The sequence below is a fragment of the Achromobacter sp. ESBL13 genome (assembly GCF_036668755.1).
Lineage (GTDB): Bacteria > Pseudomonadota > Gammaproteobacteria > Burkholderiales > Burkholderiaceae_B > Achromobacter.
The window spans coordinates 1053083-1069635 of the sequence record NZ_JAZEVT010000001.1; the positions used below are offsets into that span (position 1 = coordinate 1053083).

The window sequence follows — 16553 nt, forward strand, 5'->3', positions numbered from 1 at the left end:
TCGCCCCATGCCAGATATTTCCCTTCGGGAGCCCCAGGCCCCACCCGTGCGCGTCGCCGTCGACGTGGGCGGTACCTTTACCGACATTGTTCTGGAACGCGACGCCCGCCGCTGGTCCGCCAAGCTGCTGACCACGCCCGACACGCCCGAAACGGCCGTACTGCAAGGCATTGAAGAGCTGCTGGGCGAAGCCGGCTTGCGCTGGCCCGATGTCAGCTTGCTGATCCTGGGCACCACGCTGGCCACCAATGCGCTGATTGAACGCAAGGGCGCGCGCACCGCCTTGCTGACCACGGCGGGCTTTCGGGATCTGGTCGAAATCGGCCTGGAAGACCGCTTCGCGCAGTACGACATTTTTCTGGACAAGCCCCAGCCGCTGGTGCCTCGCCCCTGGCGCCATGGCATCACCGAACGGGTCGACGCGCGCGGGCAGGTGCTGACGCCGCTGGACGAATCGCAGGTCATCGCGCTGGCCCATGAATTGGTCGCCGCGCGTATTGAAAGCGTGGCGGTCTGCCTGCTGCACAGCTACGCCTATCCCGCCCACGAACGCCGCATCCGCGAGCTGTTGCACACCCATGCGCCCGGCCTGTGGGTGTCGCTGTCATCCGACATCTGCGCCGAGATCCGCGAGTATCCGCGCCTGTCCACCGTCAGCGCCAACGCCTATGTGCAGCCGCAGGTGTCCGGCTATCTGCGTCGGCTGAACGACGCGGCCCGCGAACGCGGCTTGCGCGACGAACCCTTTCTGATGACCTCGGGCGGCGCCATCGCCACCCTGCAAACCGGGGTGGAAGAACCCGTGCGCCTGGTGGAGTCCGGCCCGGCGGGCGGCGCCATCCTGGCCCAGCATATCGCCGAGCAGACGGGCTCCGCGCGCGCACTCTCGTTCGACATGGGCGGCACCACCGCCAAGATCTGCTACATCGACGACTTTGAACCCCAGGTCAGCCGCAGCTTTGAATTCGGCCGCGTGCACCGGCACCTGAAAGGCTCTGGCCTGCCTATCCGCATACCCGTCATCGAGATGGTGGAAATCGGCGCCGGCGGCGGGTCCATCGCCCGCATCAACCACCTGGGCGTGGTGCAGGTCGGCCCGGACAGCGCCGGTTCCGCGCCCGGCCCCGCAGCCTACGGCAACGGCGGTGAACTGCCCACGGTGACCGATGCCCATGCCGTGATCGGCAACGTAACGCCCGAGCGCTTCGCCGTGGGCAAGGTCACGCTGCAACCGGAGTTGGCGCGGCGCGCCATCGACGCGCATCTGGCCGCGCCCGCCGAACTGGATGCGCCGCAAGCCGCGCAAGCCATCATCGATGTCGTCACCGAGAACATGGCCAACGCGGCGCGCGTGCATGCCTCGGAACTGGGCAAGGCCGCCGAAGAACACACGCTGATCGCCTTTGGCGGCGCGGCGCCGCTGCATGCCGCCACGTTGGCGCGCAAGCTGGGCATCGGCCGCGTCATCATCCCGGAATCCGCCGGCGTGGGCTCGGCGGTGGGCTTCCTGTGGGCGCCCATCGCCTATCAGGCGATCCGCAGCTTTCACCAGCGCATCGACGGCATCGACCACGCCGCCGTGCAACACCTGCTGGACGAGCTGACGGCCGGCGTCGACGCCGTGGTTCGCCGAGCCGCCCCGGACACCGCCTTGACGCACAAACGGGTCGTGTACATGCGCTATAGCGGCCAGGGGCACGAGATTGCGGTCGACCTGCCAGACGGCCCGTTTGACCAGGCGGCCAGCGCCCGCCTAAGCGCCGCCTTCGCCCAGCGCTACGCCGAGCTGTATGGACGCAGCCTGCCGCATGTGGCGCCCGAAGCCGTGAGCTGGTCCGTGGCCGCGCAAGCCGGCCAGCGCCGCGCACGGCCGCACGACCACATTGCCGCCGGCCAGGGCACGGCGGCGCGCGTGACAGGCACGCGCCCGGTGTACGACGCCGCGCAGGGGCGCCGCATCGACATCCCTGTCTACGAACGCCAATCGCTGGACCCCGAACAGACGCTGACCGGCCCCGCGTTGGTCGTCGAAGACGAAACCACCACCTTCGTACCGCCCGGCTTCGTGGCGCGCCGCAGCCGCCTGGGCTCGCTGGTGCTGGACGATGCCCGCGCCGCCCGGCGCCACCAGGCCGACGCGGCCGACAAGGACCACACATCATGAGCACCCCCGCCGACCTCTCCCGCCCGACCTCCGCCGCCGCGGCGCCCCTGGCACAAGAGCGCATCCGTTTTCAACTGGCCTGGAACCGCCTGCTGTCCGTCGTGGAAGAGCAGGCGCAGGTGTTGATCCGGTCGGCCTTCGGCACCGCCACGCGCGAAGCAGGCGACCTGTCGGCCGGCGTCTTCCTGCCCGATGGCCGCATGATTGCCCAGGCCGTCACCGGCACGCCCGGACACGTCAACGCCATGGCCGAATCGGTCAAACACTTTCTGCGCGTCTTTCCGCCCGAATCGTTGAAGGATGGCGACGTGCTGCTGACCAACGACCCCTGGAAAGGCACCGGCCACCTGTTCGACATGACGATGGTGACGCCCGTGTTTCACGACGGCGCGCTGGTGGCGCTGTTTGCGTCCACCCTGCACGTGATCGATATCGGCGGCATCGGCAGCAGCGCCGACGGCCTGGAGATCTATCACGAAGGCCTGTTCCTGCCCATCCTGCGCTTCTTCCGTCAACACGAAGTGGACCCGGGCGTGCTGGCCATCATTCGCGCCAACGTGCGCGAGCCCGAACAGGTGGAAGGCGACCTGTTCGCGTTGGTGGCCTGCAACGCGATCGGCGGGCGCCGCCTGAAATCGTTGTTGACCGAATTCGAACTGGGCGGGCTGGACGCCCTGGGCGGCTACATCATCGAGCAGTCCGAACACGCCATGCGCCAGGCCATCGCCCAATGGCCGCAAGGCACGTGGCATAACACGCTAGTGATCGACGGGTACGACGCGCCCATCACCTTGCAAGCCGGCGTGAGCATTGCGAACGACAAGGTCCGCATCGACTTCACCGGCACTTCGCCCAGCGTGGCGCGCGGCATCAACGTGGTGAAGGCCTATACCGACGCCTATACCTCTTTTGGTGTGCGCTGCCTGATCGGCGCCGACGTGCCCAACAACGCGGGGTCCCTGTCGTGCGTCGAGGTCGCGGCGCCCGAGGGCTCCATCCTGAACGCGCGTTTTCCCGCTGCCGTCACGGCGCGCCACATCATCGGGCAGATGCTGCCCGACGTGGTGTTCGGCGCGCTACGCCAGGCCCGCGCCGACCAAGTGCCGGCCGAGGGCGCGTCGTCGCTGTGGAACCTGCACCTGGTGGGCGGTGAGCCCCTGGCGGGCGCCACGCCCGAACAGCAGGAAGCCCTGCTGGCCGGCCCGCGCTTTAACGCCGTCAGCTTTTCCACCGGTGGCACCGGTGCGCGGCCCGGCAAGGACGGCCTGTCCGTCACGTCCTACCCCAGCGGCGTGCGCAACGTGTCGCTGGAAATACTGGAAAGCGCCAACCCGCTGGTCTTCGAACAAAAGGAATACCGGCCCGATTCAGGCGGCCCTGGCACGCAGCGCGGGGGGCTGGGCCAGACCATCGTCGTGCGCCACGCAGACCCGCAAGCCGCCATGATCATTGCCGCCGCATTTGACCGCGTGGTGCATCCCGCGCGCGGCGCCCTGGGCGGCCACGCCGGCGCGGGCGGCCAACTGGGCCTGGCCGGCGGGGCCACGCTGCGCGCCAAGGGGCGACAGTTGATTCCCCCCGGCGAAAGGCTGGTCGTGCAAACCCCCGGCGGCGGCGGCTTGGGCGACCCTGCCGGCCGCGACGCCGAGCGCATTGATCGCGATGTGCGCGACGGCCTGGTCAGCCTGGACCAGGCTCGCACTGCGTACCAACAGCAGCAACCCGCATGATGCCGCCCGCCATCCCACGCGTCTGCCTTGCGTTGACTTTGAAACCCACCTTGCCCCGGACCCCGATTTTGACTTCGACCTTGACCCCGACCCCGGCCCGGACTTCAACCGCCGCGCCGACGCGACGTGCCCGCCTAGGCCTGCTGCTGGCCGCCGCCCTGCTTTGCTTTGCGCCCGGCCTGCACGCCGAGCCCACCCGGGGCGGTACGCTGACCTTGCTTTTGCCTTCCGAACCCACCGCGCTGGTGACGGTGGGCAACGTCGCCACGCCCATCCTCAGCGTCAGCGCCAAGGTCACCGAAGGCCTGCTCAAGTACGACTACGACCTGAACCCGCAGCCGCAACTGGCCACCGCCTGGCACGTCAGCCCCGACGGCACGGTGTACACCTTCACGCTGCGCCAAGGCGTCAAGTGGCATGACGGCAAACCGTTCACCGCCGCCGACGTGGCGTTTTCGATCGAACTGCTCAAGAAGATCCACCCGCGCGGGCGCAACACGTTCGCCAATGTCACCGCCATTGAAACGCCGGACGATCACACCGTGGTGCTGCGCCTGGCCAAGCCCGCGCCTTACTTGATCCGCGCCTTCGTCGCCACCGAAACCCCCATCATCCCCAAGCACATCTTCGACGGCGCCGACCCGCTGACCAACCCCGCAATCTCGGCGCCCATCGGCACCGGCCCGTACAAGTTCAAGGAATGGGTGCGCGGCAGCCACATCGTGTATGAACGCAACCCCGATTACTGGGACAAGCCCAAGCCCTATATCGACCGCCTGATCGTGCGCGTGGTGGCCGACCCGGCCGCCGCCGCCATCGCATTCGAAACCGGCACCGTGGACCTGGGCTACCGTACGCCCGTGCCACTGGCCGACCTGGCGCGTCTGAAAGCCGTGCCGTCACTGCGGTTCGAAACGCGCGGCAACAGCTATTCGTACAACGTGACGCGGCTGGAATTCAACCTGGACGAAGCGCATTTCAAGAACGAGAAAGTGCGCCAGGCGGTGGCACACGCCATCGACCGCAACGTCATCCTGAAAGTCGTGAACTACGGCGTGGGCCAGGTGGCGTATTCGCCGATTGCGCCCGGCCTGAAAACCTATAACGACCCCACGCCGTCGCCCTACGCCTTCGACCTCAAGCGCGCCAACGCGCTGCTGGACGAAGCCGGCTACCCCAAGGGCCCGGACGGCGTGCGCTTTCGGGTGCCGCTGGACTACAACCCGATCGGCTCGGACGGCGCGCGCCTGGCCGACTATCTGCGCACGACGCTGGCGCGCACCGGCATCGCCGTGACGGTGCGCTCGCAAGACGCCTCGGCCTTCATCAAGCGCGTCTATACCGACCGCGACTTTGCCTTCACCACCAACGGCGCCAGCAATCTGTTCGACCCCACGGTGGGCGTGCAGCGGCTGTACTGGTCCAGGAACTTCATCAAGGGCGTGCCGTTTTCCAACGGCACGCATTACCAGAACCCGCGGGTCGATGCCTTGCTGGAAGCCGCCGCCGTTGAAAACGACCCCGCGCGCCGCGTCCAGCTGTTCAAGGACTTTCAGCAGATCGTCGCCCGCGAGGTGCCCGACCTGAACCTGTATCAACCGGAATTCATCACCATCGCCAACCAGCGCGTGCACGACCATTCGTTGACGGCCGACGGCGTGGAATCCAACCTGGCGGACGTCTACCTGCAATGAACGCGCGACGCGCCGCCCGCACGCTGGGCTTATCCCTGGTCCAGGCGATTCCGACCGTCATCGGGGTCATTCTGCTGAGTTTTTTCCTGCTGCAAGCCGTGCCGGGCGACGCCGCCGACGTGATCGCGGCCGAGTCCGGGTCGGCCACCGAAGCCGGCATGGCGGCCATGCGCAGCCAGTTCGGGCTGGACCGCCCGGTGTTGCAGCAACTTGGCGCCTATCTGGGCAAGCTGGCCACCCTGAACCTGGGCGTATCGCCGCGCTACAACCTGCCGGTGTCCGACCTGATCTTCAGCCGGCTGGGCAACACGGTGCTGCTGATGTTCAGCGCGTTGGGCTGCGCACTGGCCGCCGGCATTGCGCTGGGCGCGGTCATGGCCAGCTTTGTGGGCCGCTGGCCCGACCGCCTGCTGTCGTTGGCGGCGCTGCTGTTGTATTCCACGCCGGGCTTCTGGCTGGGTTTGATGGCCATCATCCTGCTGTCCGTGCAGCTGGGTTGGCTGCCGCCCGGCGGCGTGTCCACGATCGGCTCGCCCGCCACCGGCCTGGCGCACGCGCTGGACGTGGCGCGCCATCTGGTGCTGCCGACGTTGGCCTTGGCGGGCTTCTACGTGGCCATCTTCGCCCGGCTGACCCGCGCAGCCATGCTGGAGGTCAGCCGGCAGGACTTCGTGCGCACCGCGCATGCCAAGGGCGTGGCGCCCGCGGCCGTGGCGTTGCGCCACGTGCTGCGCAATGCGCTGATTCCGGTCACCACCGTTGCCGGCTTGAATTTCGGCACCCTGCTGGGCGGCGCGGTCGTGGTCGAGACGGTCTTCAGCTGGCCCGGGCTGGGCCGGTTGGCCTATGAATCGGTGATGGCGCGCGACTACGTGGTGCTGCTGGGCATCCTGGTGCTGTCGTCGCTGCTGGTAATCGTGGCCAATATTCTGGTCGACCTGTTGCAGACGATGCTGGACCCGCGTATACGCGCCGGTTGATGGTGTCCCGGCCGCCCGGCCGCCTGGCCATTCCGCATGGCTTGGCCTTGTTCCTTGTTCCTTGTTCCTTGTTCCTTGTTCCTTGTTCCTTGTTCCTTGTTCCGCTATTCCTTCACTTCATTTCATGCTGCCTGACTTCTCGTCCCCTTCTTTGCCGCCGCCCGCGCCTTCGGTCCAGGCCAGGAGCACGCCACGCCGCGCGCGCACGCTGCGCCGGCTGTGGGCCAACCCCGGCGCGGTGGTCGGCGGCGTGCTGTTGCTGCTGATTCTGTGCGCCGCCGTCACCGCGCCCTGGGTGTTTCCGCACGACCCGCTCGACATGGTCGGTCCGCCGATTCAGTGGCCCGGTCAAGACCCGGAGTTCTGGTTGGGCACCGACACGATGGGCCGCGACATCGCCGCCGGCCTGGCGCACGGCGCGCGCGTGTCGTTGACGGTCGGCGTGACCGCCGCGCTACTCAGTTTGGCGATCGGCATTGCCGTGGGCGCGTCGGCCGGCTACTTCGGCGGCTGGGTGGACGTGGTGCTGATGCGCGTCACCGAATTGCTGCAAACGATTCCTTCGTTCTTGCTGGTGGTGGTGATCGTGGCCATCGGGCGGCCGTCGGTCAGCGTCATCGCGCTATCCATCGGCGCGGCCTCGTGGCCCGTGGTGGCGCGCCTGGTCCGGGCTGAGTTCCGGACCCTGCGCGAAACCGAATTCGTGCTGGCCGCGCGCAGCAACGGCTTTGGCCACGCCCGCATCGCCCTGCTGGAAATCCTGCCCAACGCGCTGCCGCCTGTCATCGTGACGACCTCGGTGCTGGTGGCCAACGCCATCCTCATGGAATCCGCCTTGTCGTTCATGCACATGGGCGACCCCAACGCCGTGTCATGGGGCAGCATGATCGGCGACGCGCGCGAGATGCTGCGCACCGCGTGGTACCTGGCCGCCCTGCCCGGCCTGTCCATCGTGCTGACCGTGTTGTCGCTGAACCTGTTAGGCGACGCCTTGAACGATGCCTTCAACCCGAGGCTGTCCGCATGACGCTCACGTCCCACCCCCCCGACACCCGTGCGCTCTTAAGCGTGCAAGACCTGACCGTTTCCTTTCGCGCTGACGACGGCCCACGCCGCGCGGTCAATGGCCTGAGCTTCGAGCTTGCGGTCGGGGAAACCCTGGCGCTGGTGGGTGAATCCGGCTGCGGCAAGTCGACCACCGCGCTGGCCGTGCTGCGTCTGCTGGCGCCCGGCAGCCGGGTGCGGGGCCGCATCCTGTTCAATGGCGTGGACCTGGCCGCCCTGCCCGACCGGCAACTGCGCCAGGTGCGCGGCCGCGATATCGCCATGATCTTCCAGGAGCCCATGACGTCACTGAACCCGGTGCTGACCATCGGCCGCCAAATCGCCGAAGCCATCCGTTGCCACGAGGACATCGGACGCGCGGCATTGCGCCAGCGCACGCTGGAGCTGCTGGCGCGCGTTCGCATCCCCGACCCCGAACGCCGGATTGACGACTACCCGATGCAGCTGTCGGGCGGACAACGCCAGCGCGTGATGATTGCCATGGCCATCGCCTGCCGGCCCAAACTGCTGATCGCTGATGAGCCCACCACCGCGCTTGACGTCACCATCCAGGCGCAGATCCTGCAATTGCTGGACGAGCTGCGGCGCGACCTGGGCATGAGCGTGCTGCTGATCACGCACGACCTGGGCGTGGTGCGGCAATGGGCTGACCGCGTGCTGGTCATGCACGGTGGCAACAAGCTGGAAGAGGCGCCCGCCGCCCAACTGTTCGCCGCGCCGTCGCATCCCTATACCCAGGGGCTGCTGGGCGCATCGCTGCACGCACGCGACGGGCTGCACTACCGTCAGGCGCGTCTGCCGGAGATCCTGGTCAGTCGTGGCCCTGGCCATGGCGAACCGCATTTCACATTGCGCACGACCAAGGGCGGTGGCGAAGCGCCCCGTCCATTGCCCATGGCGCAGGGCGGTAGCGACGCCCGCCTGCCCGGGCACGCCCGCGAGGGCGATGCCGCGGCCCTGCACGGCGTGACCGGGCATCCCGCGACTGGGCATCCCGCGGCCGGGCATGGTGCGACCGGGCATGGTGCGGGTGAGCACGGTGCGACCGGGCTGGACAGCGTCGCGCCGCTGCTCAGCGTGCGAGGCCTGATCACCCGCTACGCGGGTCGCCGGGGCGTCGACGTGCTTGCGGTCGATGACGTGTCCTTCGATATTGCCCACGGCGAAACGCTGGGCTTGGTGGGCGAATCAGGCAGCGGCAAATCCAGCTTGTCGCGCACGTTGCTGCGGCTGACGCCGGCGCATGCCGGCCAGGCACTGCTGCGTGGCGCCGATCTGCTGACCCTGCCCGAACGTGCGCTGAAAGCAACCCGGCGCCATATACAGATGGTGTTCCAGGACCCCTACGCCTCGTTGAACCCACGCCATACGGTGCACGACATCCTGGCCGCCGTGCTGAAGGTGCACGGCGTGCGCGACCGCGCCGAACGGGGTCGGCGTGTGGCGCAAATTCTTGACAACGTGGGTTTGCCGGCCGACGCGGCCAGGCGCTATCCCAACGAGTTCTCGGGCGGACAGCGCCAACGCATCGGCATCGCCCGCGCGCTGATCACGCGCCCGTCGCTGGTGGTGCTGGACGAACCCGTGTCGGCGCTGGACGTGTCGGTGCAGGCGCAGATATTGAATCTGTTGGTGGATTTGAAGAACGAACTGGGCCTGTCCTACCTGTTCATTTCCCACGATCTGGCCGTGGTGCGCTATCTATGCGACCGGGTCATGGTCATGAACCAGGGCCGCATCGTGGAGCAAGGCACGCCGGAAGCCATTTGGCGCCGCCCCGCGCACCCCTACACGCGCACGCTGTTGGCCGCCGTGCCGGCCGCAACGGCGGGCCACGTGGCGCCGGCCGGTCCAGATCTGGCCCACGCGCCCGCCGAAATGCGCCCGGTCGCGCGCTACGCCTGATACTGTGCGCGGCACACTTCGAGCCCGACACTGCGCGCCCGCCCCAGAGAACCTGGCCTTGCACGTCTGCCACTTCGGAAGGGATTGTCCGGGCGGCGCGCGGCCCACGGTCACGTTGGATCCTTATGCCGAAGGCGTATTTAGCCGCGCCCGCCAAGCCGCGTCATACTGGCGGGTTCCTGGCGTTGGTATCCTTCACGGGTAAGCGACACCGCCCAACCCTGACTGGTAACCGCATGAGCTCCTCCCCTATCCCCACCCTGGCGCCCGACGTGCTGGCGGCGCAAGCCCTGGCCAAGCAACACGGCGTCGGCACGCCGAACGTGCTGACCACGCCCATCGCCGAAACCCGCGAAAAAAGCCGCGCCTATCAACACTGGCTGAGCCAGCCCGCACCGCCGGTCGGACGCGTGGTGGAACATCGGCTGGACCATCTGCCGGTGCCCGCCACGCTGCGCCTGTATTACCCCGAAGGCGCCCACGACAAGCCGCTGCCTTTGTATCTGCATCTGCACGGTGGCGGCTTCGCGCACGGCGACCTGGACACGCTGGACCGCTGGAAGCGCGAAATCGCGGCCGACGCGGGCATCGTCACGGCCGGCCTGTCCTACGCCTTGTCCCCCGAAGCCCGCTACCCCGTGGCCCTGGAACAGGTGCTGGGCGCGTTGCGCTGGTTGCGCGACGAAGCGCCGGCACTGGGCCTGGACGCGCAGCGCCTGGCCGTAGGCGGCGAATCGGCGGGCGGCAACCTGACGCTGGCCGCGCTGCAACGCCTGCGCGATGAGGGCGACGCCTTCATCAAGACCGGCGTGGTCATCTACGGCATGCTGTCCGCCCGCCGCGATACGCCGTCGCAGGAATCGTTTGGCGACGGCCGCTTCGGGTTGTCCACGGAAAAACTGGATTGGTTCTGGGACCAATACGTTGCCGACGCTGCCCAATTGACGGACCCCGGCGTGGCTCCGCTGCATGCCGACGTTGCCGGACTGCCGCCGCTGATCCTGCAAGCCGCCGCGCTGGACCCCCTGCTGGACGACACGCTGGACCTGGCCAACCAGCTGTTCGCCAGCGGCGCCGCGCCTATGCTGGTGGTCTATTCCGGCGTGCCCCACAGCTTTATCGGCATGACGCGCCTGCTTCCCCAGGCGCAAGAAGCCCGCGCCGACCTGGTCCACGCGCTCAAACGCAACCTGGCCGCCTAGCAGAGCGTTAGCTTAAGTTTCGTAGTCGTCTCATGGACAGCGCCTTTCGTGGCTGGGCAAGATGCTGGATCCGATCTTGCCCGACAGAAAAGGAGCACCGCCGTGCCACGGCTGTCCGACCCGCGCCCCACGTTCGCATCCACGTTCAGATTCTCGTTCACGCCCGCCAGCGGCGCGGCGTTCGACGTTATTGAATTCACGCTTGACGAGGCCCTGTCCGAGCCCTATCGGCTATGCGTGGACTTGTCCAGCTTTGATCCTGCGGTGGATTTCGGCGCGCTGCTGGATCAGCCCGCGCTCTTCACGATATGGCGCGGGGCGCTGCCGGTGCGCCATGTGCACGGCATCATCACTGAATTGGTCCAGGGCGACACGGGCTTTCGGCGCACGCGCTACCGCGTAGTGCTTGAGCCGTCATTGGCGCGCGCCGCGCTGTGTTCCGATTGGCGCATCTATCAGCAACTGTCCGTGCCCGAGATCCTGGCCGACGTCATCAAGCGGCAGGGGATTACCGATTACGAACAGGTGACGACGCAGGAACACCTGCCGCGCGAATATTGCGTGCAGGCAGGCGACACGGACTTGGCGTTTCTGGACAGGCTGGCGGCAGAGGAAGGCTATTTCTATCGCTATACGCACTCGGAGCATGGGCACCGCTTGATTCATGGCGACCGGATTTATATCCACGGACAGATCGCCGGCGGTCCGGTCATTTACAACCCGATGCCGGGCGGCGATCAGGCGGAGCCCGCGTTGCATCGGTTTTCTTATGCGGAGCGCGTGCGCACCGCCGTGCAGACGCAGCGCGACTACACGTACACGCATCCGCGCTATAGCCAGGAACATTCGCCGGTTGCATCGGATCTTTCTCATCAGGACGCCCGCTACGAACGCTACGACTATCCCGGCCGCTACAAACGCGACGAGGCGGGCCAGCCGTTTACCCAGACGCGCTTACTGGGCCGCCGCCGCGATGCGCGCGTGGCACTGGTCGAAGGGGATGACGCGCGCCTGGTTCCTGGCGTGGCATTCGATCTGGTCGGCCATCCTCGCGAAGATTGGAACCACGGCTGGCGACCGGTGCGCATGCACCATTGGGGCGTGCAGCCTTCCAGCCAGGAAGAAGACGGGGCCAGCGCCGAATACGGTCAGCATGGCGGACGGGATCATGGCCGGATGCACCGCTCGGAATATCGCCCGGAGCACGGCACACAGTACCGCTACACCGCTGAACTGGTGCCCGACAAGGTCGATTGGAAACCCGAGCCTTTACCCAAGCCGCGTATCGACGGCCACCAGATGGCTACGGTGGCCGGCCCGCCTAATGAAGAGATCTTTTGCGACGAGTGGGGCCGCGTCAAAGTCCAATTCCCGTGGGATCGCTTGGGGCAGCACGACGAACATAGCTCATGCTGGATTCGCGTGTCGCAGAACTGGGCCGGTGCGCAATGGGGCCACATGGCGGTCCCGCGCATCGGGCAAGAGGTCATCGTGCAATTCGCAAATGGCGACCCGGACCAGCCGCTGATAACCGGCAGGACTTTCCGGGCGACCAATCTTCCGCCGTACGAACTGCCGCGCCACAACGTGCTGAACACGATCAAGAGCAAGGAATTCAGGGGCGATCGCGCGAACGAATTGCGGCTGGATGACACGTCCGCGCAGATCAGCGCAGCGTTGATGAGCGAACACGGCGACACGCAGCTGCATCTGGGGTATCTGACGCACCCACGTCCGGGTGGCGGGCAGCCTCGCGGTGAAGGGTTTGAGTTGCGCACGGACGAACACGGTGCCTTGCGCGCGGCGAAGGGATTGTTGTTAACGGCCGACGCCCAACTGCGGGCCCAGGCCGGGCAGTTGGACCGGTCCGATATCGTCGCGGCATTGCAAGCGGCGCTGGAACTTGCTCGAAACCTGGGGGATTACGCAGCGAAACACGAAGGCGTTACCCACGACGCTCAGCCGCAGCAATCCCTGTCGGATGCGGTGCGCGACCTGGGCCACGGCGCCAACAACCAGTCGGACGGCCCGGGCCAAGGCGATGCCGGCGCCATCGCCCTAAGCGCCCCGGCCGGCATCGCCGCCGCCACGCCGGCAAGCATCGTGATGTCCGCCGGCGAAAACCTGGACAGCGTCGCGCAGCAGCATCAGCAGGTCAGCGCGGGCGGCAAGATCGTGCTGAACGCGGGCGGCGACCTGGGCTTGTTCGCGCAAGGCGGCGCCATGCGCCTCATCGCCCACCAAGGCCCGATGCTGCTACAGGCGCAGCACAACGCCATCCGCATCCAGGCCGATCAAAGCGCCGAAATCACTTCCAGCCAACAACACGTGCTGCTGGCCGCCGACAAGCACATCACGTTGCTGTGTGGCGGCGCGGCCATCAAGATCGCCGATGGGAATATCGAGTTCTCCATGCCCGGCAAGCTGACGGTAAAGGCCGCGGGGCACAACTTCACCGGGCCAAGCAGCGCCTCGATGACATTCAACACCTGGGATGCCACCCCCTTCGACGACCGCTTTCAAGCCACGCTGGCAGACGGTTCCCGCGCTTGCAACCTTGCCTACACCCTGATCCGCAACGACGGCTCGCGCATCACCGGCCGCACGGACAGCGAAGGCTACCTGACGCTGCAACGCGACATGCGCCGCGACGGCGTCCGTATCGAATGGACAGAGGCCGAAGAATGACCGAGACCAGACCCGCCACCGGCCCGCCGGAGGAACGCGCGGCGCCGTTTCATTACAACGCCAGGGGACAGCAGTGCTTCACCTGGACTTTGACCGACTGCGACATTACCGACCCCGTGCAACTGCGTATCGGCCCGGATCTGATCTTGCCGGTGATTTTTATTCCCGGGGTGATGGGCAGTAATTTGAAGTCGGTACCGCGTCGGGACGACGAAAAAACCAGATCTGTGTGGCGACTGGATTATGGTTTTGCGGGCATCCCAACTCCGTTGCTGGGCCAATGGGTCGGCCAGAAGGCAGGGATACGGCAGAGCCTTCTGCATCCCGACCGAGTGCAAGTGGATGACGAGGGCGGTGTACCCAACGTGCCACGCGGGATGGTGCAGGATGACCAACAGCTGCTACCCGCTCAGCGCAAGGCCGCCCTGATGAGGCGATATCGGGAACGGGGTTGGGGCGAAGTCGGACAGACCAGCTACGAACGCTATCTGATGTGGTTGGAACATGTGCTGAATTCCCCGACGGTTCCCCGCCACCTGAACTACACGCTTGAACTGGAGGACAGGCACTGGGAAGACCCGACAGCCGCATATCGACGATTGAAACCTGGCGTGGATGTTTTTATGCCGGCCTTGAACGGAATGGATCGTATCGATGACGAAACCGAAGGCGTCAAGCCCTTGGCAACGGACGATCTGCTGGCCGGGGTTCGATTCAATATGCCGGTGCATGCGTTTGGATATAACTGGTTGGAGACGAACGCGGAGTCAGCCGAGAAACTAAAGCTCAGGATAGAAACGATCCGCGAGCAGTATGGAAAGCGCTGCCAACAAGTGGTTCTTGTGACCCATTCGATGGGCGGTCTGATAGCCCGCATGTGCGCGAAACTGCCTGGAATGGAAGCCGCCATTTGCGGCATCGTGCACGGCGTCATGCCGACAAACGGAGCCCCGGTGGCCTACCGCCGATGCAAGGTCGGTATGCGGGACGAGAGCTTCGGTACCTCGCTGGTTATTGGCAGCAACGGTCAGGAAGTAACAGCGGTTTTTGCCCAGTCGCCCGGAGCGTTGCAGTTACTGCCGACCACGCGATACGCACCGGGATGGTTGAAACTGCTGCGCGAGAACCAATCTCGCACCCTGTCCGCGATGCCCGCGCTCGATCAATGCCCGTATGACGCGATTTATCTTGAGAGGTATCGGTGGTGGGGCTTGGTAAAGGAGGAATGGCTGGCGCCCAAAGGTGGGACGGCGATTGAGTGGAAGGACTACCAGCATGCTATTGGAAACGCCCGTGATTTCCATAGCGCATTAAACACATATTTCCACCCCAAGACTTACGTCTTCTACGGTTCGGATACCAATTTTGCAAGCTTCGAATCCATCCGATGGAGGATACGTCCGGGCTTGCGGCCAGCGGGTTCCACGATCCCGCCGGTGCCCATCGATTCTCTTTTCCAAACGCGGAATTCGGACGTGCACCAAGGCGGCAGGACTCCCCTCTATGTACGCGGCCATAGCGGCATGAGTCATCCCTCCGTTAAGTACATCGACGGCAGCTCGGCGTCTGAGAAATTGCCGTACAGCGATTGGGAGCTGCACTGCGAAATGCAGGACGGCGTGGGAGACGGCACAGTACCTACAAGCTCTGGTCGCGCACCCATCGACCAAGCCGAACACGGCCAAGTTCAAGAACAACTCAAAATGCGCGGGTTCGACCATGAAGGTCCGTTCCGGAACGAGCAAGTTCAATTGATCACGCTTCAATGGATTCTAAAAATAGCCGCACAAGCGAGAAAGCCATCATGAAAAGGACCATTACCATCGCCGCGATTGCGATCGCCAGCCTGATAGGTAGCAGCTTCTTTCTGTTCCAGGACAAGGACCCGACAGTGACCACATTCTCTTCCAGCAAACGCACTTGGATGTTCGGGCGCCATCTGATCGACTTGCCCTCGGACTGGCTTTACGGCACCGGCAGCTTTGTCACGCTGTACTACGGGTTGGGTACGGATTTCAATACCGTCGAAGTTCGTGTGCTGGGTATCGACGTTTCGCCTGGTCGCTACATCGAAGCGATAAACGACAGATCTTTACAGATTCAGCAGGTTGCGCATGACTCAGGCAGTTCAATGCTGCTCGCCAAAATCGACGTAGACCCGACAGCGACTTTGCTGCGTTTTTTTCGAAACCGACAGCAGAAAAACTACCACACCCATGAACTGCATCTCTTGGTCGGCGACGTCTACGTCCTGATCAAAGCCCACTCCTACAAGAACGTCATGGCCCCCGTAGAGGCTCGCATCCAGGCGCTGGCCAAAACCATCACAAAAATCTCCGACCCACAAACCGCCGGCCCTGGATTCGGGCTGGGGCCCGTCATCATCCGCGACCACCACGAACAGGAAATCGGGATGTTGAATTTTTACGCGCCCGGGACAAACCTCGAACTGGACGCCGCGACAAGCGCGATCCAGGAGCAAGAAAGAATCAACATGAAGGAACAGGAAAAGCAAGCGCTTGCGGGCATCCGCTACAACTCCTTGCGTTCCGGCGCGCCGCCCTTTGCCGGTATGGAGTCCGAGCAAAGCGGCTTTAGCTATCGGAACGGGGATCACCATGCCTTTCTGTTCGTCGTACAAAGCTATCGTGACAACCCCGGGTTTGCATGGCCGTCCATCAACATGCGATTCCAGGGCGGCGGCACCATCACGAAGGTCCAAAGCCCTGACTATCAACCCGACCTCGTTCGTTGGTCCCTGCCCCGCTTCGTACCGGACAAGCACGAGATTCCCCTTTGGAAGCGGCCGCCTTCCCCGCCCCGCGTGGATGCCACCCTAAGCGACAAAGAAGCCGGCAAGTTGTGGGACGCGATCGTGGCGTCGGTGCGCCTGCGCCACGCGGCCGTCGCGCCCAAGCCGCCTTCCGCTTTTGACCAGGGCAATCCGGAAAAAGCCGCTGCCGACCAGAAGGCACTGGATGAATTTCTTAGCACTGATGAAGACGGCCTGCCCTGGACCCCGCCCACTGATGACGACGTGCCGGCGCGGTAATCCTCTTGCGCGGTCAGCCTCTTCAGGCGACCGCGTATAGGCCCGCGCTCAAAGAAAGGCAAATCGAATGGAG

The 16553-nt window shown here is 65.4% G+C and carries 10 protein-coding genes; all 10 read left to right on the forward strand.

The features are described from left to right. The first annotated feature begins 46 nt into the window (after nucleotides 1-46). The 10 genes from V6F88_RS04840 to V6F88_RS04885 all read left to right on the forward strand — a co-directional run bounded on the left by V6F88_RS04840 (nucleotide 47) and on the right by V6F88_RS04885 (nucleotide 16480). On the forward strand, nucleotides 47-2164 hold the full coding sequence (locus tag V6F88_RS04840) for a hydantoinase/oxoprolinase family protein (protein ID WP_332608218.1): 2118 nt from the start codon (nucleotides 47-49) through the stop codon (nucleotides 2162-2164). After that, a complete protein-coding gene (locus V6F88_RS04845; RefSeq protein ID WP_332608219.1) occupies nucleotides 2161-3894 on the forward strand; it encodes a hydantoinase B/oxoprolinase family protein in 1734 nt (577 codons plus the stop codon). The genes V6F88_RS04840 and V6F88_RS04845 overlap by 4 nt, the downstream gene beginning before the upstream one ends. 80 nt (nucleotides 3895-3974) lie before the next feature. Then, a complete protein-coding gene (locus V6F88_RS04850; protein WP_442880243.1) occupies nucleotides 3975-5588 on the forward strand; it encodes an ABC transporter substrate-binding protein in 1614 nt (537 codons plus the stop codon). Further along, nucleotides 5585-6568, forward strand: coding sequence for an ABC transporter permease (locus V6F88_RS04855; RefSeq protein WP_332608221.1), 984 nt, complete (start codon nucleotides 5585-5587; stop codon nucleotides 6566-6568). The genes V6F88_RS04850 and V6F88_RS04855 overlap by 4 nt, the downstream gene beginning before the upstream one ends. Before the next feature lie 124 nt (nucleotides 6569-6692). After that, nucleotides 6693-7595 carry an ABC transporter permease gene (locus tag V6F88_RS04860; protein WP_332608222.1) on the forward strand — a complete coding sequence of 301 codons (903 nt, stop codon included), beginning with the start codon at nucleotides 6693-6695 and terminating at the stop codon, nucleotides 7593-7595. Next, nucleotides 7592-9538, forward strand: a complete 1947-nt coding sequence (locus V6F88_RS04865; protein WP_332608223.1) for an ABC transporter ATP-binding protein — start codon at nucleotides 7592-7594, stop codon at nucleotides 9536-9538. Before V6F88_RS04860 ends, V6F88_RS04865 begins: the two co-directional genes overlap by 4 nt. Before the next feature lie 236 nt (nucleotides 9539-9774). Then, nucleotides 9775-10740, forward strand: a complete 966-nt coding sequence (locus tag V6F88_RS04870) for an alpha/beta hydrolase (RefSeq protein ID WP_332608224.1) — start codon at nucleotides 9775-9777, stop codon at nucleotides 10738-10740. A gap of 102 nt (nucleotides 10741-10842) precedes the next feature. Beyond that, nucleotides 10843-13428 (forward strand): type VI secretion system Vgr family protein, encoded by a 2586-nt coding sequence (locus V6F88_RS04875; protein ID WP_332608225.1) that lies wholly within the window; start codon nucleotides 10843-10845, stop codon nucleotides 13426-13428. Next, nucleotides 13425-15236, forward strand: a complete 1812-nt coding sequence (locus V6F88_RS04880; protein WP_332608226.1) for an esterase/lipase family protein — start codon at nucleotides 13425-13427, stop codon at nucleotides 15234-15236. Before V6F88_RS04875 ends, V6F88_RS04880 begins: the two co-directional genes overlap by 4 nt. Continuing rightward, nucleotides 15233-16480 (forward strand): T6SS immunity protein Tli4 family protein, encoded by a 1248-nt coding sequence (locus V6F88_RS04885; protein WP_332608227.1) that lies wholly within the window; start codon nucleotides 15233-15235, stop codon nucleotides 16478-16480. The genes V6F88_RS04880 and V6F88_RS04885 overlap by 4 nt, the downstream gene beginning before the upstream one ends. Nucleotides 16481-16553: the final 73 nt, after the last annotated feature.

What these genes read in the sequence shown, in the direction of transcription:
- V6F88_RS04845 (WP_332608219.1), top strand. Translation starts at nt 2,161, where the DNA reads ATGAGCACCCCCGCCGACCTCTCCCGCCCGACCTCCGCCGCCGCGGCG.
- V6F88_RS04855 (WP_332608221.1), top strand. Translation starts at nt 5,585, where the DNA reads ATGAACGCGCGACGCGCCGCCCGCACGCTGGGCTTATCCCTGGTCCAG.
- V6F88_RS04860 (WP_332608222.1), top strand. Translation starts at nt 6,693, where the DNA reads ATGCTGCCTGACTTCTCGTCCCCTTCTTTGCCGCCGCCCGCGCCTTCG.
- V6F88_RS04865 (WP_332608223.1), top strand. Translation starts at nt 7,592, where the DNA reads ATGACGCTCACGTCCCACCCCCCCGACACCCGTGCGCTCTTAAGCGTG.
- V6F88_RS04870 (WP_332608224.1), top strand. Translation starts at nt 9,775, where the DNA reads ATGAGCTCCTCCCCTATCCCCACCCTGGCGCCCGACGTGCTGGCGGCG.
- V6F88_RS04880 (WP_332608226.1), top strand. Translation starts at nt 13,425, where the DNA reads ATGACCGAGACCAGACCCGCCACCGGCCCGCCGGAGGAACGCGCGGCG.
- V6F88_RS04885 (WP_332608227.1), top strand. Translation starts at nt 15,233, where the DNA reads ATGAAAAGGACCATTACCATCGCCGCGATTGCGATCGCCAGCCTGATA.